Annotated in this window: 17 protein-coding genes; all 17 read right to left on the bottom strand. The window is 40.0% G+C overall.

Features of this window, described 5'->3' with window-relative positions:
• Positions 1-362 precede the first annotated feature (362 nt).
• The 17 genes from tuf to rfbD all read right to left on the bottom strand — a co-directional run bounded on the left by tuf (position 363) and on the right by rfbD (position 20,764).
• Positions 363-1,547, bottom strand: a complete 1,185-nt coding sequence (gene tuf, locus E2R67_RS09030) for an elongation factor Tu (RefSeq protein ID WP_134290622.1) — start codon at positions 1,545-1,547, stop codon at positions 363-365.
• Between the two features lie 73 nt (positions 1,548-1,620).
• Entirely contained in the window at positions 1,621-3,717 is a 2,097-nt protein-coding gene (gene fusA / locus E2R67_RS09025) for an elongation factor G (protein WP_134290621.1), read from the bottom strand.
• Positions 3,718-3,793: 76 nt separating this feature from the next.
• Positions 3,794-4,264, bottom strand: coding sequence for a 30S ribosomal protein S7 (gene rpsG / locus E2R67_RS09020; protein ID WP_134290620.1), 471 nt, complete (start codon positions 4,262-4,264; stop codon positions 3,794-3,796).
• Between the two features lie 84 nt (positions 4,265-4,348).
• Entirely contained in the window at positions 4,349-4,723 is a 375-nt protein-coding gene (gene rpsL, locus E2R67_RS09015; RefSeq protein WP_134276375.1) for a 30S ribosomal protein S12, read from the bottom strand.
• Positions 4,724-4,911: 188 nt separating this feature from the next.
• Positions 4,912-5,202: a sulfurtransferase complex subunit TusB gene (gene tusB, locus E2R67_RS09010; RefSeq protein ID WP_134290619.1), complete on the bottom strand. Its 291-nt coding sequence runs from the start codon at positions 5,200-5,202 to the stop codon at positions 4,912-4,914.
• A complete protein-coding gene (tusC, locus tag E2R67_RS09005; RefSeq protein ID WP_243836989.1) occupies positions 5,203-5,562 on the bottom strand; it encodes a sulfurtransferase complex subunit TusC in 360 nt (119 codons plus the stop codon).
• An 8-nt stretch (positions 5,563-5,570) separates the two neighbouring features.
• Complete coding sequence (gene tusD / locus E2R67_RS09000) at positions 5,571-5,975, bottom strand: sulfurtransferase complex subunit TusD (RefSeq protein ID WP_134290617.1); 405 nt, start codon at positions 5,973-5,975, stop codon at positions 5,571-5,573.
• 31 nt (positions 5,976-6,006) lie between these two features.
• Positions 6,007-6,399, bottom strand: a complete 393-nt coding sequence (locus tag E2R67_RS08995) for a RidA family protein (protein WP_134290616.1) — start codon at positions 6,397-6,399, stop codon at positions 6,007-6,009.
• Positions 6,400-7,178: 779 nt separating this feature from the next.
• Positions 7,179-11,399, bottom strand: a complete 4,221-nt coding sequence (gene rpoC / locus E2R67_RS08990; protein WP_134290615.1) for a DNA-directed RNA polymerase subunit beta' — start codon at positions 11,397-11,399, stop codon at positions 7,179-7,181.
• A gap of 82 nt (positions 11,400-11,481) precedes the next feature.
• Positions 11,482-15,519 carry a DNA-directed RNA polymerase subunit beta gene (rpoB, locus tag E2R67_RS08985; RefSeq protein ID WP_134290614.1) on the bottom strand — a complete coding sequence of 1,346 codons (4,038 nt, stop codon included), beginning with the start codon at positions 15,517-15,519 and terminating at the stop codon, positions 11,482-11,484.
• Positions 15,520-15,834: 315 nt separating this feature from the next.
• Positions 15,835-16,203 carry a 50S ribosomal protein L7/L12 gene (gene rplL, locus E2R67_RS08980; RefSeq protein ID WP_134290613.1) on the bottom strand — a complete coding sequence of 123 codons (369 nt, stop codon included), beginning with the start codon at positions 16,201-16,203 and terminating at the stop codon, positions 15,835-15,837.
• 43 nt (positions 16,204-16,246) lie between these two features.
• Positions 16,247-16,750, bottom strand: a complete 504-nt coding sequence (gene rplJ, locus E2R67_RS08975; RefSeq protein ID WP_134290612.1) for a 50S ribosomal protein L10 — start codon at positions 16,748-16,750, stop codon at positions 16,247-16,249.
• Between the two features lie 265 nt (positions 16,751-17,015).
• A complete protein-coding gene (gene rplA / locus E2R67_RS08970; protein WP_134290611.1) occupies positions 17,016-17,720 on the bottom strand; it encodes a 50S ribosomal protein L1 in 705 nt (234 codons plus the stop codon).
• Positions 17,721-17,724: 4 nt separating this feature from the next.
• On the bottom strand, positions 17,725-18,153 hold the full coding sequence (rplK, locus tag E2R67_RS08965) for a 50S ribosomal protein L11 (RefSeq protein ID WP_134290610.1): 429 nt from the start codon (positions 18,151-18,153) through the stop codon (positions 17,725-17,727).
• Between the two features lie 512 nt (positions 18,154-18,665).
• On the bottom strand, positions 18,666-19,214 hold the full coding sequence (gene nusG, locus E2R67_RS08960) for a transcription termination/antitermination protein NusG (RefSeq protein WP_134290609.1): 549 nt from the start codon (positions 19,212-19,214) through the stop codon (positions 18,666-18,668).
• A 9-nt stretch (positions 19,215-19,223) separates the two neighbouring features.
• Positions 19,224-19,604, bottom strand: a complete 381-nt coding sequence (gene secE, locus E2R67_RS08955) for a preprotein translocase subunit SecE (RefSeq protein ID WP_134290608.1) — start codon at positions 19,602-19,604, stop codon at positions 19,224-19,226.
• Between the two features lie 299 nt (positions 19,605-19,903).
• Positions 19,904-20,764 carry a dTDP-4-dehydrorhamnose reductase gene (gene rfbD / locus E2R67_RS08950; protein ID WP_134290607.1) on the bottom strand — a complete coding sequence of 287 codons (861 nt, stop codon included), beginning with the start codon at positions 20,762-20,764 and terminating at the stop codon, positions 19,904-19,906.
• Positions 20,765-20,785 lie beyond the last annotated feature (21 nt).

Genomic DNA, 20,785 nt, shown 5'->3' with positions numbered 1-20,785 from the left:
GCTTCGAGTGAGTGGAAATCGTAATCTAAAGGCATAAAAAAATCCGATGTTGAGTGAACATCGGATTCTGATCCCATTCGGGTAAAAATCAACTAATTTTTCTTAACTGATCGGCATTAGAGCTTAAGCCCTCTTTTTTGAATGCAGTTTAAAACTATATTACGTAATGTTTATTTAAACGCAGTCGCGATGATAGCTGAAACAACACCAGCACCTACATGTACTTGGGTATAGCGCCACCTTTACGGATAGCGAAACGTAGACCTTCACCCATGGTTTGCACACTTTTCTATAGGTATAAAAAAAGACAGCTTAAGCTGTCTTTTTTGTATATTGTAAAACTAAAAACGAGTAATTATAAATTACGCGATGATAGTTGAAACAACACCAGCACCTACAGTACGGCCACCTTCACGGATAGCGAAACGTAGACCTTCATCCATAGCGATTGGACCAATTAGTTCAACAACGAACTTAAGGTTATCACCAGGCATTACCATTTCTACACCTTCAGGAAGCTCAACAGCACCTGTGATGTCAGTTGTACGGAAGTAGAACTGTGGACGGTAACCTTTGAAGAATGGAGTATGACGACCACCTTCATCTTTACTTAGTACGTATACTTCAGATTCGAACTTAGTATGTGGGTTGATTGAACCAGGCTTAGCAAGTACTTGACCACGTTCAACATCTTCACGTTTAGTACCACGTAAAAGAACACCAACGTTCTCACCAGCACGACCTTCGTCAAGCAGTTTACGGAACATTTCAACACCAGTACAAGTAGTAGTAGTAGTTTCTTTAAGACCAACGATCTCAACAGCATCACCAACAGTGATAATACCACGCTCAACACGACCTGTAACAACAGTACCACGACCAGCAATTGAGAATACATCTTCAATTGGTAGAATGAATGGTTTGTCGATATCACGCTCTGGCTCTGGGATGTAAGTATCTAGAGCGTTAGCTAATTCAACAATTTTCTCTTCCCACTCAGCTTCGCCTTCAAGCGCTTTAAGAGCAGAACCAAGGATAACTGGTAAGTCGTCACCTGGGAAATCGTATTCAGAAAGAAGTTCACGAACTTCCATTTCTACTAATTCTAGTAGTTCTTCATCATCAACCATGTCACATTTGTTTAAGAAAACAACTAAGTGTGGAACACCAACTTGACGAGAAAGTAGGATGTGCTCACGAGTTTGTGGCATAGGGCCATCTGTTGCAGCAACAACTAAGATACCACCATCCATTTGAGCAGCACCAGTGATCATGTTTTTAACATAATCGGCATGTCCAGGACAGTCTACGTGTGCGTAGTGACGAGTTTCTGTATCGTACTCGATGTGAGAAGTATTGATTGTAATACCACGCTCACGCTCTTCTGGTGCATTATCGATTGAAGAGAAATCTTTAGTGTCGCCACCAAATTTCTTAGTTAGTACAGCAGAGATTGCAGCTGTTAAAGTAGTTTTACCATGGTCAACGTGGCCAATTGTACCTACGTTTACATGTGGTTTATTACGTTCAAATTTTTCTTTAGACACAGTGTGTACCTTCTTTATCAGTAAATACCTCTCCACATGCCATCACATGGAAAGGTGTAGTTTAATTTATTTTTTATTTCGCTTCAATAATTGCGTTAGCAATTTTTTTAGGCGCATCAGCGTACTCTAAAAACTCCATAGAATAAGATGCGCGACCCTGCGTTGCTGAGCGAACTGCGGTTGCATAACCAAACATTTCAGACAGCGGTACTTTAGCATGAACGATTTTAACGCCACCAGGGCCATCGTCCATTCCTTCAATAATACCTCGACGACTATTAAGGTCGCCGACAACAGAACCCATCCAATCCTCTGGAGTCGTTACTTCGACTTTCATCACAGGCTCAAGAATTGTTGCATCAGCTTTTAATGCCCCATCTCTAAAACCCATCATGCCAGCGATTTTAAATGCCATTTCGCTAGAGTCAACCTCATGGTATGTACCATGGAGCAAAGTGACTCGAACGTCAAGCATTGGATAACCAGCAAGCACACCTTGGTTCATTTGTTCTTCGCAGCCTTTGCTCACTGCTGGAATGTATTCTTTCGGAATAACATTGTCAGCCATTTTGTTCACAAATTCAAAACCTGATCCCGCTTCAAGCGGCTCTAGTTTTAATTGGACGTGGCCATAATGGCTTGGTCCTTCGCCTTGACGAATAAATTTACCTTCCACTTCAACCGTTTTGCGGATAGTTTCACGGTATGCAACTTGAGGATTACCCACGTTACAATTAACAGAAAACTCACGACGCATACGGTCAACAATGATATCAAGGTGAAGTTCACCCATACCAGAGATCAGTATTTGTCCAGATTCTTCATTCGTTTCAACACGGAATGAAGGATCTTCGGCAGATAGTTTTTCTAGTGCTAGCGCTAATTTATCTTGGTCTGCCTTGGTTTTTGGCTCAACCGCGATTTGAATAACCGGTTCAGGGAAATCCATACGCTCAAGTATAATATTATGTCCAGGGTCACAAAGCGTTTCTCCCGTAGTGACGTCTTTAAGACCGACCGCAGCAGCGATATCGCCAGCACGGACTTCTTTGACTTCCTTACGTTCGTTAGCATGCATCTGTACGATACGTCCTAAACGCTCTTTTTTCCCTTTAATAGGATTAAATACTTGGTCACCAGACTTAACTACGCCTGAGTACACTCGGAAAAATGTTAACGTACCCACAAATGGGTCGGTTGCAATTTTAAATGCGAGTGCAGCAAATGGAGCGTCATCTTCAGCAGGACATGCTATTTCCTTGTCGTTATGTCCATTGATAGCTTTAATAGCTTCAACTTCTACAGGAGAAGGTAGATAGTCAATCACTGCATCTAACACTGCTTGAACACCTTTATTTTTAAAGGCACTTCCACAAGTTGCTAGTACAATTTCATTGTTTAACGTACGAATACGTAAACCTGCTTTGATGTCTGCTTCTGAAAGTTCACCTTCTTCAAGGTATTTATCCATCAGCTCTTCATTTGCTTCTGCTGCTGTTTCTACTATCTCATCGTGCAATTCTTGCGCGTGATCCAGTAAGTCAGCTGGAATGTCATCATATTCAAATGTCATTCCTTGATCTGCATCGTTCCAATTAATCGCTTTCATTTTAATTAGGTCGATAACACCGCTAAACTCATCTTCCGTTCCAATATTCAAATGAATAGGAACACAAGTTGCGCCTAGGCGGTTACGAATTTGCTCAAGTACAGATTCAAAATCAGCTCCAGTTCTGTCCATTTTATTAACAAATACAACACGCGGAACGTGGTATTTATTAGCTTGGCGCCAAACGGTTTCTGATTGAGGCTCTACACCTGACGAGCCACAAAATACAACTACAGCACCATCTAATACGCGTAAAGAACGTTCAACTTCAATCGTGAAGTCTACGTGTCCAGGTGTATCGATAATGTTGATGCGGTGCTGCTCATACTGATTTTGCATACCTTGCCAGAAAGTAGTAGTAGCAGCAGAAGTGATAGTAATACCACGCTCTTGCTCCTGCTCCATCCAATCCATCGTTGCTGCACCATCGTGTACTTCACCGATTCGGTGAGATACGCCAGTGTAGAACAATATACGTTCAGTAGTAGTAGTTTTACCTGCATCGACATGAGCGACAATACCGATATTACGGTAGCGCTCAATAGGAGTTGTACGTGACAATGCAATGTCCTTTTAAATAAAGCTTTGTGCAAATAGAAACGAAAAAGCACAGGCAAAAGCCCGTGCTAAGTATTTTCTACCAACGGTAGTGAGCAAACGCTTTGTTCGCATCAGCCATACGGTGAACGTCTTCACGTTTCTTAACCGCTGAACCTTTGTTATCTGCTGCATCGACTAACTCACCAGCTAGACGTAATGCCATTGATTTTTCACCACGCTTACGAGAAGCTTCAACTAACCAACGCATTGCTAACGCATTACGACGAGAAGGGCGAACTTCTACTGGAACTTGGTATGTTGAACCACCAACACGACGAGATTTAACTTCGACGCTTGGGCGGATGTTTTCTAATGCAACGTCAAATAGTTCCATTGGATCTTTAGCGCTTTTTTCAGCAGCTGATTCCAATGCACCGTAAACGATTTTTTCTGCAATAGATTTTTTTCCGTCAACCATTACTACGTTAACGAATTTTGTTAGGATTTCTGATCCAAACTTAGGATCTGGTAGTACTTTACGAGTAGCTACGACGCGTCTTCTTGGCATCTTATTTTCTCCGTGCGCTTCAGGATATTACCCAAAACATATTAAATTTAAATAGTGTTTGTTTGGCCTTACTTACGGAAAGTATTAAGATTTAGGCTTTTTAGCACCGTATTTAGAACGACCGTTACGACGTGCAGTTACACCTGAAGTATCAAGTGCACCACGAACTGTATGGTAACGAACACCCGGTAAATCTTTTACACGACCGCCGCGGATCAAGATTACACTATGCTCTTGCAAGTTATGGCCTTCACCACCGATGTACGAAGTTACTTCGAAACCGTTAGTTAGACGTACACGAGCAACTTTACGCATTGCCGAGTTAGGTTTTTTTGGTGTAGTAGTATATACACGAGTACATACACCACGTTTTTGTGGACACGCTTCTAGCGCAGGAACGTTAGTTTTTTGAACTTTGTCCTTACGCGGTTTGCGTACCAATTGTGAAATTGTTGCCATTGTTAAATAGCTCCTAAGTGTGTGTGAAAAATCAAACCCTAAAGATTAGGGTCGCAAGAGTTTACGCTGATTAGAATGGCGAGTCAATAATTAGACAATCGTGTTTTTGTTCACAAAACAAGATAAAAGAAAAAAACAGAAAGATGGAAGAGATAGAGGGTAAAAATTTTACTTATTTTCGTTAACAATTACCAAGCTAACTGACTTTGGCATTGGATAGTTAAATTAACAAAATCTGAATAGTCAATAACACGCCCATATTCAGCAGTGAGTCCGCGCGCTTGTAAATCTTCTTTTAAAATAAATAAACGTCTTTCGTCGTGAAGTTTAAGGAGTTCAGGCTGACAATCCACTGGTGCACTAACGGCAGTAACAGCGTCACTAATTAATAACAACTTATCGTCATTATTTAATAGTTTCAAACAATCCTTTAACGCAAAAGAACTAAAAGGAGAACTTTTTACAGTATGTAATATCATCTAAAAACTCAGTAATTGATCTTGTCGAGCAAGACAGGCTGTCATTTCATCTGGCGTCAGAAAGGTGGTTTTAATCACTAAATCATCCACTGAAATATTGCGTATAGCCAAAGACATTTGGCAGACATAAATTTGCTCCACATCATACAAATCCAACATTTGTAACATGGGTTGGAAATCTTTTTGTAAAATAAGATCGGCTTGATGCTTTGCGACTAATTGATAAACCCCATCCCCAATAAAAAAGATGCTTAAGGATTCATTAAAAGCTGATAAAGCGAGAGTTAAATCTAATGCTTCTCTAGCATGGCTTTTCCCATGAGGAGCTTGTCGATTAATAATGCCAATTTTTTTTTCCATCATGCTACCTAAAATTGAACCAAACGATCACAACTTGCAGAAAGCTCGGCTAACTGCCCTAACCCACTTAGTACAAAAGGAGAATTCACATTATGATGTAGCAATCCTAATTGTTCAGCTTCTTGCTGGTTAATCACTCCACGTCTTAAAGAAGCAGAAACACAAACCTCCAAAGGAAATTCATGTTTTTCAGCTAATAACGCCCATAAACTAGGCAAATTAACTTCATCCGTTGCAGGACTAATTAAACGATTTGCATTAAGCACACCATCTAAATAGAAAAAAACACCATTAATAGTATGACCCGCAGATAAAGCTGCACTACAAAACTGATAAGCAGATGAAGCACTTTGGCTACTGGCTGGATTGCCAGTCACCAAAATTGAAAATTTAACTACCTGATGGTCACACATAATTAACCTATGTTTAATGTGTTAATAATTGCTATTTATTTGCAACGTATGCAATCGCTTCCACTTCAACTAACACGTCTTTTGGTAAGCGAGCTACTTCTACGCATGAACGAGAAGGTGCAGATGTCGCAAAATATTTTGCATAGACTTCGTTAAAAGCGACAAAGTCATTCATATCTTTAATGAAACAAGTTGTTTTAATGACTGTTTCACCTGTTGCACCAGCTTCTTCTAGCACTGCAAATAAGTTTTTCATTACTTGTTCAGTTTGCTCAGTGATCCCGCCTTCAACGATTTCCATTGATTTAGGCTCAAGTGGGATTTGACCAGAAGTAAATATTAATTCACCAAATTGTGTTGCTTGACAGTAAGGACCAATTGCAGATGGAGCATTTTCTGTTGAGATAATTGTTTTTGAAGTCATTATTATACCTTTAGATAGCGGTTACTTTTACTTTTCAGCAAATCGAGAAATAAATTATTATTTAGTGTAAATATTTACCACCTAAAATAACAATTATATTGGTGAAGCTGAAATTTAACGCACAAAGCCACTTGCTGCAAATTTTATATTAACAAGCTTCGTAATTGGTAATAGAAATTAACGTAATTAACGACACAAAATAAGCAATAAAAAGGTCGGATAAATCCGACGTCCCGAGAACGAATCGATAAGTTGGTTTTAAGGCGCCATCGACTAGCTAAATAACTCATATAAATCCAACACATCGAATACATAGTTACATTCAGGGATGTGACTTTTAAGTCACCTGTTTATTAGCTGAATTACCTCGGATGAATCCAACCTCGAATATATGGTTACATTTAAACATGTGGCTTTATAAGCCCCCCGTTGATTTGAATTATTTCGAATGAAACCAACGATTCGAATACATAACTACATTTAGAGATGATACTTTTAAATCAGCTGTTTATTAGTTTGAATTAGCTCAGATGAATCGACGCCCAATATATGGATACATTTAGGCATATGACTTTTACTTCACCAGCAGCAACTTAGAGTTCAGCTTGGAGATACTCAAATTTTAGGTATAAAGAAAGGTGCCGAAGCACCTTTTTATTTTAAACATCTATTTAATTAGATGAGTAATATTTACAAAATAACTTTATTTAAATTGCTTTCAAAAAACCTAAAGACTGGTTATTTTGAAAACAATAGTTCAAGTATTTTGAAACCTATCCTTATTCACCAAAATCAACGGCGTTTAATAAGTCAGCTAAGTTTTGCTCAGCAGCTTCAACGTCAATGGTTGGTTGTTCAGCAATAGGCTCTAGCTCTTTCGCTTTAGCAGCAGCACGTGTTTTGTGATGTGCAAAACCAGTACCAGCAGGAATCAAGCGACCTACGATTACATTCTCTTTCAAGCCATGTAATTGGTCACATTTACCAGCAACAGCCGCTTCCGTAAGAACACGTGTTGTTTCTTGGAAAGAGGCAGCTGAGATAAATGACTCAGTTGCTAATGATGCTTTAGTAATACCTAATAACTGGTATTCAAACTTAGCAACATTTTTGCCTTCAGCTTCAAGTTTACGATTTTCAATAATAACACGTACTACTTCAGCTTGTTCACCCACTAAGAATGACGTGTCACCAGCATCAGTGATGATACATTTACGTAGCATTTGATTAACGATAACTTCGATATGCTTATCATTAATTTTTACACCTTGTAAACGATATACTTCTTGTACTTCATTAGTGATGTAGTTAGCCACTGGGCTAATACCACGTAAACGAAGAATGTCATGAGGAGACTCAGGACCGTCAGAAATAACCTCACCTTTTTCAATCTTCTCACCTTCGAAGATGTTTAGGTGACGCCATTTAGGGATCATCTCTTCATAGACATCACCATTTGCTTGTGTGATCACTAAACGACGTTTGCCTTTAGTTTCTTTACCAAATGATAATGTACCTGACACTTCAGCAAGAATCGCAGCATCTTTTGGCGTACGTGCTTCAAACAAGTCGGCTACGCGAGGTAGACCACCCGTGATATCACGAGTTTTTGAACTTTCTTGAGGGATACGAGCAACCGCATCACCAACTCGTACTGGAGCACCATCTTCTAGACTAACAATCGCTTTTGCAGGTAATGCATATTGCGCAGCAACATCAGTACCAGGAATGAATAAATCATTACCTTTAGCATCAACTAGTTTAGCCATTGGACGCATTTCTTTACCAGCACTTGGACGTTGTGCAGGGTCAATAACAACAATACTTGATAAACCAGTTAGCTCATCAGTTTGTTTGTTAATCGTTACGCCTTCAATGAAGTCTAAGAATTCAATCTTACCTTCCACTTCCGTAATGATTGGATGTGTATGCGGGTCCCAGTTAGCAATGATTTCGCCAGCAGTGATTGCTGTTCCATCTTGCTTCTCAAGAACGGCACCGTAAGGTAGACGGTGATTCTCTTTTGTACGACCTAATTCATCGATAATTGTTAATTCAGTTGAACGAGAAGTAACAACTACTTTCTCATCAGAATTAATTACAAACTTAGCGTTATGTAATTTAATTTTACCTGAGTTTTTAACTTGAATGCTGTTTTCAGAGGCAGAACGCGATGCTGCACCACCGATGTGGAACGTACGCATCGTTAACTGTGTACCAGGTTCACCGATAGACTGAGCAGCCATAACACCTACTGCCTCGCCTTGACCAACCATATGTCCACGAGCTAAGTCACGACCGTAACATTGTGCACAAGCACCGAAGTCAGTGTGACAAGTAATAACTGAGCGAACCCATACTTGGTCAACAGAAGCTTCTTCGATCAAGTCACATTTTTTCTCATCAAGTAATACGTTACGTTCGATTAATACTTCGTTATCCGTACCTGGTTTAATGATGTCACGAGCAACAACACGACCTAGTACACGCTCACGAAGTGGTTCAACAACGTCGCCACCTTGAATAAGTGGTGTAACTAATAGACCTTCTTCACTACCACAATCTTCTTCTGTGATAACTAAATCTTGAGCAATATCAACAAGACGACGAGTTAGGTAACCCGAGTTTGCTGTTTTAAGTGCGGTATCGGCTAGACCTTTACGTGCACCATGCGTTGAGATGAAGTACTGAAGTACGTTTAGACCTTCACGGAAGTTAGCCGTGATTGGTGTTTCGATGATTGAACCATCTGGTTTAGCCATCAGACCACGCATACCAGCTAGCTGACGAATCTGAGCGGCACTACCACGTGCACCAGAATCGGCCATCATGTAAACGCTGTTAAACGAATCTTGTACTGCTTCTTCGCCTTTCGCTGTTAATACTGTTTCTTTAGAAAGGTTTTCCATCATCGCTTTAGCAACTTGCTCATTCGCACTTGCCCAGATATCGATAACTTTATTGTAACGCTCACCCGCAGTAACAAGACCAGCTTGGAATTGCTCTTGGATTTCTAATACTTCAGCTTCAGCTTCTTCAACTAATGTTTTCTTAGCATCTGGAATAACCATATCGTCGATACCAACAGAAGCACCCGACAATGTCGCGTATTCAAAACCGGTATACATTAATTGGTCAGCAAAGATAACTGTATCTTTAATACCCAACAGACGGTAACAAGCATTCAATACGTTAGAGATTGCTTTTTTACCCATGTTTAGGTCAACATGCTCAAAAGGAAGACCTTCAGGCATAATTAAAGAAAGAATTGCACGACCGATAGTTGTTTCAACTAACTCAGTAGTAGAAGTACGAGATTTGTCTTCACCAATATGTACTTGCGTCATACGTACTTTAACAATCGCTTGTAAATCAACAACACCAGCACGGTATGCTTTTTCAGCTTCTTTAGCATTTTGGAAGTACATACCTTCACCACGCGCATTAATGCGAGTACGAGTCATGTAGTACAAACCTAATACAACGTCCTGAGATGGTACGATAATCGGCTCACCATTCGCTGGTGATAGGATATTATTCGTAGACATCATTAAGGTACGAGCTTCAAGCTGCGCTTCAATTGTTAACGGTACGTGTACCGCCATTTGGTCACCATCGAAGTCGGCGTTGTATGCCGCACAAACCAATGGATGTAATTGAATCGCTTTACCTTCGATTAATACAGGTTCAAACGCTTGGATACCTAATCTGTGAAGTGTTGGTGCACGGTTAAGTAGCACTGGATGTTCACGGATAACACCTTCTAGGATATCCCAAACTTCACCACCTTCACGGTCAACTAATTTCTTAGCCGCTTTAATAGTAGTCGCAAGACCTAATGCTTCTAACTTACCGTAAACGAATGGTTTGAATAGCTCTAATGCCATCTTCTTCGGAAGACCACATTGATGTAAACGTAAAGTTGGACCTACTGTGATTACAGAACGACCAGAGTAATCTACACGTTTACCTAGTAAGTTTTGACGGAAACGACCTTGCTTACCTTTGATCATATCTGCAAGCGATTTTAGAGGACGTTTGTTCGAACCAGTAATAGCTCGGCCACGACGACCATTATCTAATAACGCATCCACAGATTCTTGTAACATACGTTTTTCGTTACGTACGATGATATCTGGAGCAGCTAATTCTAAAAGACGTTTTAGACGGTTATTACGGTTAATAACACGACGGTATAAGTCATTTAGATCTGATGTAGCAAAACGTCCGCCATCTAGTGGTACTAGAGGACGTAAATCAGGTGGCAGTACTGGAAGTACAGTTAAGATCATCCACTCTGGTTTGTTTGAAGACTGGTGGAAAGATTCCACTAACTTCAGACGTTTAGTTAATTTCTTACGGCGAGTTTCAGAATTAGTTGTTTCTAATTCTTCACGCATGCCTTTGATCTCGTGGTCTAGATCTAGTTGCTTAAGTAATGCAAATACGGCTTCTGCGCCCATCATTGCATCAAACTCATCGCCCCATTGCTCTAGGTTGTCCAAGTACTCTTCTTCAAGAAGGATTTGGCCACGCTCAAGATCAGTCATTCCAGGTTCAACAACCACGAATGATTCAAAATATAGGATACGTTCGATATCACGTAACGTCATATCTAGCATTAAGCCGATACGAGACGGAAGTGATTTAAGGAACCAAATGTGTGCAACAGGTGATGCTAATTCGATGTGTCCCATACGGTCACGACGAACTTTAGCTTGAGTTACCTCAACACCACATTTTTCACAAATAACACCACGATGCTTAAGGCGTTTGTATTTGCCACATAAACATTCGTAATCTTTAATTGGACCAAAGATACGTGCACAGAATAAACCTTCACGTTCAGGTTTAAATGTACGGTAGTTAATGGTTTCAGGTTTTTTAACTTCACCAAAAGACCATGAACGGATCATTTCAGGTGATGCTAAACCGATTTTAATACCATCGAATTCTTTGGTTTTATTTTGTTGCTTTAAAAACTTTAGTAAGTCTTTCACGCTACTCTCCCATAGGAGTTAAAACTAGGCGCCTTAATGTACCAAGACGCCACATATTTACTTAAGCCAACTAACTTAGTGCTTAGCCGTTTTCTTCATCTAACTCGATGTTGATGCTTAATGAACGGATCTCTTTCAACAATACGTTGAATGATTCAGGCATGCCTGGTTCCATTCTATGGTCACCGTCTACGATGTTTTTATACATCTTAGTACGACCATTCACATCATCCGATTTAACCGTTAGCATTTCTTGTAGAGTGTAAGCAGCACCGTAAGCTTCTAGTGCCCATACTTCCATCTCACCGAAACGCTGGCCACCGAACTGAGCTTTACCACCAAGTGGTTGCTGAGTAACCAAGCTGTAAGAACCTGTTGAACGTGCATGCATTTTGTCATCAACCAAGTGATTCAGTTTTAACATGTACATGTAACCAACAGTTACTGGACGCTCAAATGGAATACCAGTACGACCATCAGTTAACTGTAATTGACCAGATTCTGGTAAATCAGCTAATGATAATAGTTCACGGATTTCACTTTCATGTGCGCCATCAAATGCAGGTGTTGCTACTGGTAAACCTTTGTATAGGTTTTTAGCAAGACGTAACACAGCTTCGTCATCAAAGTCATTTAAGTCAACGTGGCAAGGTGCATCGCCGAATGAGTAAAGTTTTTGTACGTATTCACGTACTTTACTGATTTCAACGTCGCGTTGATCTTTGATCATACGCTCTAGTTTCTCACCCACACCTTTACAAGCTAGACCAAGATGCGTTTCAAGAATCTGACCGATGTTCATACGTGATGGTACACCCAATGGGTTAAGTACGATATCAACTGGAACACCAAACTCATCGTGAGGCATATCTTCTACAGGTACGATGTTTGAAATAACACCTTTGTTACCGTGACGACCCGCCATTTTATCACCTGGTTGTAGGCGACGACGTACCGCTAGGTAAACCTTAACAATTTTTTGTACACCTGGTGCTAAATCATCACCTTGTGTAATTTTACGACGTTTAAGGTCAAACTCTTTATCGTAGTCTGCTTTAATTTCATCGTGTTGTGCATTGATTTGATCTAATAGTGTTTGTTTCTCGTCATCAGAAAGTACGATGTCAAACCACTGTGCCTTAGGCATTTGCAGTAGACGCGCTTCTTCTTGACCCGCTGAAACTAATAGATTTAATGCTTTTTCGTAGATAGCGCCTTCTAAGATTTTGAACTTCTCAGTTAAATCTTTCTTAGCCGCTTTCAACTGCATTTCTTCGATTTCTAATGCACGTTTGTCTTTCTCAACGCCGTCACGAGTAAAGACTTGAACGTCAATAACTGTTGCGTAAGTTGAGTTAGCTACGCGTAAAGAGCTGTCTTTAACATCAGACGCTTTTTCACCGAAGATAGCACGTAATAGTTTTTCCTCTGGCGTAAGTTGAGTCTCGCCTTTTGGCGTTACTTTACCTACTAAGATATCACCCGGTTTAACTTCAGCACCTACATAAACAATACCAGATTCATCTAGTTTGCTTAATGCAGATTCACCAACGTTAGGGATATCCGCAGTGATCTCTTCAGTACCCAATTTAGTTTCACGTGCAATACATGAGAACTCTTGGATATGGATCGTAGTGAAACGATCTTCTTGAGATACACGCTCAGAAATAAGGATTGAATCCTCAAAGTTGTAACCATTCCAAGGCATGAAGGCAATCTTCATGTTTTGACCCAATGCTAAATCACCCATATCAGTCGATGGACCATCGGCTAATACGTCACCGCGAACAATTGGCTCGCCAGGTTTACACGTTGGTTTTTGGTTAATACAAGTATTCTGATTCGAACGCGTGTATTTAGTTAAGTTGTAGATATCGATACCGGCTTCACCAGCAACTAATTCATCATCAGCAACTTTAACAACAATACGAGATGCATCAACGTAATCAATCGTTCCGCCACGTTTTGCGATAATTGTTACACCAGAATCGATCGCTAAACGACGCTCGATACCAGTACCAACTAACGGCTTATCAGCACGCAATGTAGGAACCGCTTGACGTTGCATGTTCGCACCCATTAAGGCACGGTTTGCATCATCATGTTCTAAGAACGGGATAAGTGACGCAGCAACAGAAATGATCTGTTGTGGTGACACATCCATGTAATCGATATCGTTTGGTCCCATAAAGGTAGTTTCACCTTTATGACGACATGGAATCATCTCTTCGTCTAACTGCCCAGTTGCATCAATGTTTGCAGATGCCTGTGCGATTACGAACGTACCTTCTTCAATTGCTGATAAATATTCAACTTGATCAGTTGGTTTACCATCAACTACTTTACGGTAAGGTGTTTCTAAGAAACCGTAGCTGTTAGTACGAGAGAAAGTCGCTAACGAGTTGATAAGACCGATGTTTGGTCCCTCAGGTGTTTCGATAGGACATAAACGACCGTAGTGAGTTGCATGTACGTCACGTACTTCAAAACCAGCACGTTCACGAGTTAGACCACCAGGACCTAATGCTGAAATACGACGTTTGTGTGTTACTTCTGATAACGGGTTATTTTGGTCCATAAACTGAGACAGTTGTGAAGAACCAAAGAACTCTTTAACAGCAGCTGAAATAGGTTTTGCATTGATAAGATCTTGCGGCATAGTTGCATCAAGGTCGCCTAAAGATAGACGCTCTTTAACAGCACGTTCAACACGTACTAAACCAACACGGAATTGGTTTTCAGCCATTTCACCTACACAACGGATACGACGGTTACCAAGATGATCGATATCATCTACTTCGCCATTACCGTTACGGATATCAATCAGCGTTTTCATCACACTTAAGATATCTTCTTTAGATAAAATACCAGGACCTTCATCGCCTTCAATGTTAACACGGCGATTAAACTTCATACGACCTACTTTAGATAAGTCATAACGTTCAGGTGCAAAGAATAAGTTTTGGAATAAACCTTCAGCTGCATCTTTTGTTGGTGGCTCACCAGGACGCATCATACGGTAAATTTCTACTAACGCTTCTAAACGGTTAGTTGAAGAATCAACACGTAATGTATCTGAGATAAATGAACCACAATCTAATTCATTTGTGTAGATAGCTTCGAATTTCTTGATACCAGATTGAGCAAGCTCAGCCAGTAATTCAACAGTAAAGATATCGTTTGCATTAACAATGATTTCGCCAGTATCTTTACTGATGTAATCTTTTGCAGAAACTTTACCTTCAACATGTTCAAACGGAACTTCGATAGTTTTAACGTTCGCTTTTTCAAGTTCACGAATATGACGAGCAGTAATACGCTTACCTGCTTCAACATACGTTTTACCTTTACTTACGATGTCAAAGTTAAATTGCTCACCACGTAAACGGTCAGCGATCAATGCCATTTGTATAGCACCGTCTTTAACAGTAAATTCAGTCGTATCGAAGAATAAATCTAAAATTTCTTCAGTCGTGAACTCAAGAGCGCGCAGCATAATAGTTGCTGGTAGTTTACGACGACGATCGATACGAACAAATAGGTTATCTTTAGGGTCAAATTCAAAATCTAACCAAGAACCACGGTATGGGATAACACGTGCGTTATATAACACTTTACCCGAGCTGTGTGTTTTACCTTTATCATGGTCAAAGAAAACACCAGGAGAACGATGTAATTGAGAAACGATTACACGCTCAGTACCATTGATTACAAAAGTACCGTTTTCTGTCATGAGTGGCATTTCACCCATGTAAACTTCTTGTTCGCGGATATCTTTAACCGTGCCTGCAGGTGCATCACGATCATAAATAACAAGACGTAATTTAACACGTAAAGAAGCAGAGTATGTTACTCCGCGAATTTGACATTCTTTAACATCAAAGACAGGTTCGCCTAAACGGTAGCTAACATATTGTAGCTCCGAAGTGCCTGAATAACTTGCGATTGGGAAGATGCTGTTAAAAGCAGCTTCTAGACCTACTTCGCCAGTTGGATCGACTTCAATGTATCGTTTGAATGAATCAAGTTGAATTTCCAACAAGTATGGTTTTTCCATAACTTGCGGGCGTTTCCCAAAATCCTTACGAATACGTTTTTTCTCAGTATAAGAGTAACCCATGTGGTTCCTTTGCTCGCTGATTAAATTGGTCATAGTTGTCTCATTTTTTGACTCTTAATGCATGACAACGGCGGCACATTATTTTGTTGTTAATGATATTTTGTAATCTTAACGGATTCAGTTTAGACCTATTTTTTAGGTGCAGCTTATTTCGCTAACTTTAAATACTGAAACAGTTGATTAGAACATCACCTTAAGCGTCCGATGACCGTAAAAAATAATGGCAAATCACGGTATCCTATAGCGCAAAAAGGCCGGTGATCAATAATCACCAGCCAGTGCCATTTTCATGGCTAATAAGTTAAAAAATTTAACTTATTTAAGTTCAGCAGTTGCACCGATTTCTTCAAGCTCTTTGATGAATGCTTCACCTTCAGCTTTCTCGATACCTTCTTTAAGTACCGCTGGGCAAGATTCAACAGCTTCTTTAGCTTCTTTCAGGCCTAGACCTGTGATGCCACGTACAGCTTTGATTGCTTTAACTTTGTTCTCACCGAATGCAGTAAGTACTAGGTTGAATTCAGTTTGCTCAGCAGCAGCGTCGCCGCCAGCAGCTGGACCTGCAGCAACAGCAGCTGCAGCAGATACGCCGAATTTTTCTTCCATTGCTTCGATTAGTTCAACAACTTCCATTACAGATAATTCTGCAACTGCATCAATGATTTGGTCTTTAGTAAGAGACATGAGTCAATTCCTATATATAGATTATAAAATGGTATTACAGCAATTACGCTGCAGATTCTTCTTTCTGGTCGCGAATAGCAGCCAGAGTACGTACAAGTTTGCCAGCTGCAGCTTCTTTCATAGTAGCCATCAGTTTCGCAATTGCTTCGTCGTATGTTGGTAATGTCGCTAAACGATCGATTTGAGCGGCTTCAATGAATTCACCCTCAAATGCTAATCCTTTAATTTCAAACTTATCATTTGCTTTAGCGAAGTCTTTTAAAAGACGCGCAGCAGCACCTGGATGTTCGTTTGAAAATGCAAGGATAGTAGGACCGGTAAACGTTTCTGTCAGACATGCAAAGTCCGTACCTTCAACTGCACGACGTGCTAGTGTGTTACGAATAACTCGTAAATATACACCGTTTGCACGTGCTTTTGCACGAAGTTCAGTCATTGCACCTACTGTTACACCGCGTGAATCGGCAGTTACAGCAGACAGAGCGCCTTTAGCAGCTTCGCTGACTTCAGCAACAATTGCTTGTTTGTCTTCGAGTCTTAATGCCATTTGGTTTTACTCCTGGATTCCACTAGGTTTTACCCTAGATAAACACCCCCATCTAATGATGAGGCACTATTTTGGTTACGGATCCAGTAGAATAATCTTTCTGGGGTCCGGTACCATCTACGCAGGAAATTAAGTTAAATCAAAGAGTTAACACCTGCGGTCTAAGAAGGGACCTAAGGCCCTCCAAAGTAAGGTCGCATATTATACAAACAATACACAACCTTGTATAGTCACTTAATGATTAATCATCAAATGACTAAAAAAATTACGCTACTACAGTTACTAAAGATGCTTGGTCAATTTTAACGCCAGCGCCCATAGTAGTAGATAGTGAAACTTTCTTAATGAATTGACCTTTAGCACCAGATGGTTTTACTTTTTTAAGCGCAACGATTAGGGCTTCTAGGTTTTCTTTAATTTGCTCAGCAGAGAATGATGCTTTACCGATTGTAGAATGGATAATACCATTCTTGTCGTTACGGTAACGTACTTGACCTGCTTTAGCGTTTTTAACAGCGCCAGCTACGTCAGGTGTTACAGTACCCACTTTCGGGTTAGGCATTAGACCACGAGGACCTAAGATTTGACCTAATTGACCAACAACACGCATAGCGTCTGGTGATGCAATAACTACGTCAAAATCCATTTCGCCAGCTTTAACTTGCGCAGCAAGATCGTCCATACCAACGATATCTGCACCAGCAGCTTTAGCAGCTTCTGCGTTAGCGCCTTGTGCGAATACAGCAACACGAACTTCACGACCAGTACCGTGTGGTAATACAGTTGCACCACGAACGTTTTGGTCACTACGACGAGAGTCAACACCAAGGTTAACTGCAACATCAATGCTTTCGCTGAATTTAGCTGTAGCGAACTTTTGTAAAAGTGCTACTGCTTCATTGATTTCGTATTCTTTAGTTCCGTCAACTTCTGCGCGGATCGCTTTCATGCGTTTAGATAATTTAGCCATTGTATTAACCCTCTACTTCCAGACCCATAGAACGAGCAGAACCCGCAATACAACGTACCATCGCTTCAAGATCGGCACCCGTTAAATCAACTTCTTTCGCTTTCGCGATTTCTTCTAGTTGAGCAACTGTTACTTTACCTACTTTATCTTTATTAGGTACAGCAGAGCCAGACTTGATGCCAGCAGCTTTCTTAAGTAAGTAAGATGCAGGTGGAGTCTTAGTTTCGAATGTGAAAGAACGGTCAGCGTATACTGTAATTACTACAGGAACTGGCGCGCCTTTTTCTTGAGATTCTGTTTTTGCATTGAATGCTTTACAGAATTCCATAATGTTAACACCGTGTTGACCAAGTGCAGGACCAACTGGTGGTGACGGGTTTGCCATACCAGCTGCTACTTGCAGTTTGATATATGCGGTTACTTTCTTAGCCATGATATATTACCTTTATTTGGGTATAACGCTGATTTAAAGCAGCTTCCCGATTAATACTTAAGTGCACGCATTATTGCAGTGAACTTGGTTCTTTTTTCTGTAGTTGTGAAACAAATCAAACCACAAATAAAAAGGGTGGCAAATTATACCTATAAGACACCCCAATTAACAAGGCCTTTGTCGTTTTTTTAACCGAAAAAAGTATTCCTCTTAAAAAACAACATTTCCACCTATTATTGGGACATCAAATTCATCCAACCTAGTATTAACTAACCATCCAACAGGTGGCTTAAAAGCCACGTCCCAAAACCATAACCTTCGTGGCCAACATTACCTCGGGACGTCGGATTCATCCGACCTGTATTAGCAAACTAAAAAGGCCGGCTTAAAAACCACGTCCTAATAAATCCCCGAATACAACCCAATGAATTAAAGCCTCAAAAACAACAAAGCCAATAAGTTTTCACTTATTGGCTTTTTAACGTATTAACAAAACGCGATTGCGTTGTTAATTAATCTTTTTCAACTTGAGAAAATTCAAGCTCAACCGGTGTTGCACGACCGAAGATAGAAACTGACACTTTCAAGCGGCTTTTATCGTAATCCACTTCTTCAACAGTACCAGAGAAATCTGCAAATGGACCATCAGTAACACGAACCACTTCACCCGCTTCAAACAAGGTACGAGGACGCGGTGTATCATGCGACTCTTGTAAACGGTTAAGAATATTATCAACTTCTTTTTTAGAAATAGGTGCAGGACGCTCAGCAGTACCACCAATGAACCCCATTACACGATCAATACTTTTCACTAAATGCCAGCTATCGTCATTCATTGCCATTTCAACTAAAACGTAACCAGGGAAGAACTTACGTTCACTCTTACGTTTTTGGCCAGCACGCATTTCAACCACTTCTTCAGTTGGTACTAAGATTTGACCAAAATGCTCTTCCATTTCATTTAAACGGATATGCTCTAATAATGTTTTTTGTACGCGACCTTCATAACCTGAAAAGGCTTGTACCACATACCATCTCTTTTTTTGAACTTCTTCTGTCATAATAAACCCTTAGATTGAGGTAGTGATAAATGAAACAACACGAACAAATATGCCGTCAAGACCCCATAAAATAAGGCCCGCAATCGTTGATACAACTAAAATAATTAACGTTGTTTGTACTGTTTCTTGGCGAGTTGGCCAAACGACTTTACGCACTTCAAGACGAGAGTCTTTAGCAAAACCTACAAACGTTTTACCTTTCTCAGTAAATGCAGCTGAAAGCAAAGCTAAAGCAGCCAATAATAGAAGTATTGCTATACGTGCAACAACATGAACTTGCTCGCCGTATAAATAATTACCAACAATAACTGCTGCTAATAACACGATAGTGATAGCCCATTTCAACCCATCAAGTGAGCTTTTGCTGTTTTCAGAATTTACTGTACTCATAACTCGTTGTATCCACTGTTAAAATTAATAATACCTTTCTTAGCATCAGTTGCTAAGCGGTAAAGTAACCACTCAAATGAGCCATTACTTGGTAGGTGAAAGACCTTATTTACGATAATAAAAGTCGCCACCTAGAAATAAAGCACGTCAGTATAAGGATTTTTCTGCCTTTTGTAACCTGATAATATACAAAATTAGTGATTCTTATTGATAAAAAACAGCTAAAGGCTTTTTATTGTTAAGCATTTTTGCATTAAGTTGCTTCATTATTTTAGTTTATATAAACATTCAGCATTATTTTACAGCTCATCCATCATTAAAGATAACTGCTTACGCCAATGAATTGTATTTAAACTCGAAACCTCTTCTGCACTAGTTTTATCTATTACAGAAAAAGCAGGTCGTTTAGCCGGAGTCGGATAAGCTGAACTAGGGATAGGCAATACAGGAATGGCTTTTTTAAGCAACCCTTTCTCAATACCAAGTTCTTGAATTGCAATAGCAAAATCATACCAAGATGCCACTCCGGCGTCAGTCCAATGATACACTCCTTTTACTTCAGGCTTCTCTACAATAGCCCATAGCCATGCAGCAAGGCCTCTAGCCCAAGTAGGCGTTCCAACTTGATCGTAAACAATACCAAGTTGTGGTTTGTCTTCCATTAAACGCAACATGCTTTTGACAAAATTATTTCCATGCACAGAATAAACCCAAGCTGTACGAACAATAACACTTCTTTCAGGAAGTATATTTTGTAAGGCATTATCACCAGCAAGCTTTGAAGCACCATAAACATTAATAGGATTAGTCATAGCATCAGTTTGATAAGGGGTTGTATTTGATCCATCAAAAACAAAATCAGTAGAAACATGCAAAATACGAGCATTAGTTTTTTGGCAAGCTTCAGCTAAATATCGAACGCCCTTTTCATTAACATCATAAGCAACCTCAATATCTTCTTCCGCCTTATCGACCGCAGTATAAGCCGCTGCATTAATAACTATATCGGGCTGTTCTTTACTTATAAATAAATTAATAGCATCTAGATCGGTAATATCTAATTCATTTTTACCAACACATAACACATCATAAGCAACGGGTATTGTGCGTTCTAACTCCCAAGCTAATTGCCCGCCTTTTCCGGTAATTAATACTTTCATACATATTCCTTTGGGGATAGT

The organism is Psychromonas algicola (genome assembly GCF_004378355.1).
Classification (GTDB): domain Bacteria; phylum Pseudomonadota; class Gammaproteobacteria; order Enterobacterales; family Psychromonadaceae; genus Psychromonas.
Note: the sequence above shows the minus strand (reverse complement) of the source record. Positions and strands in the feature narration are given on the sequence as shown.

Coding starts and splice junctions, on each gene's coding strand:
- rpsG (WP_134290620.1), bottom strand. CDS start 4,264: ATGCCAAGAAGACGCGTCGTAGCTACTCGTAAAGTACTACCAGATCCT.
- rpsL (WP_134276375.1), bottom strand. CDS start 4,723: ATGGCAACAATTTCACAATTGGTACGCAAACCGCGTAAGGACAAAGTT.
- tusB (WP_134290619.1), bottom strand. CDS start 5,202: ATGATATTACATACTGTAAAAAGTTCTCCTTTTAGTTCTTTTGCGTTA.
- tusC (WP_243836989.1), bottom strand. CDS start 5,562: ATGGAAAAAAAAATTGGCATTATTAATCGACAAGCTCCTCATGGGAAA.
- tusD (WP_134290617.1), bottom strand. CDS start 5,975: ATGTGTGACCATCAGGTAGTTAAATTTTCAATTTTGGTGACTGGCAAT.
- E2R67_RS08995 (WP_134290616.1), bottom strand. CDS start 6,399: ATGACTTCAAAAACAATTATCTCAACAGAAAATGCTCCATCTGCAATT.
- rpoB (WP_134290614.1), bottom strand. CDS start 15,519: ATGGGTTACTCTTATACTGAGAAAAAACGTATTCGTAAGGATTTTGGG.
- rplL (WP_134290613.1), bottom strand. CDS start 16,203: ATGTCTCTTACTAAAGACCAAATCATTGATGCAGTTGCAGAATTATCT.
- rplJ (WP_134290612.1), bottom strand. CDS start 16,750: ATGGCATTAAGACTCGAAGACAAACAAGCAATTGTTGCTGAAGTCAGC.
- rplA (WP_134290611.1), bottom strand. CDS start 17,720: ATGGCTAAATTATCTAAACGCATGAAAGCGATCCGCGCAGAAGTTGAC.
- rplK (WP_134290610.1), bottom strand. CDS start 18,153: ATGGCTAAGAAAGTAACCGCATATATCAAACTGCAAGTAGCAGCTGGT.
- nusG (WP_134290609.1), bottom strand. CDS start 19,214: ATGACAGAAGAAGTTCAAAAAAAGAGATGGTATGTGGTACAAGCCTTT.
- secE (WP_134290608.1), bottom strand. CDS start 19,604: ATGAGTACAGTAAATTCTGAAAACAGCAAAAGCTCACTTGATGGGTTG.
- rfbD (WP_134290607.1), bottom strand. CDS start 20,764: ATGAAAGTATTAATTACCGGAAAAGGCGGGCAATTAGCTTGGGAGTTA.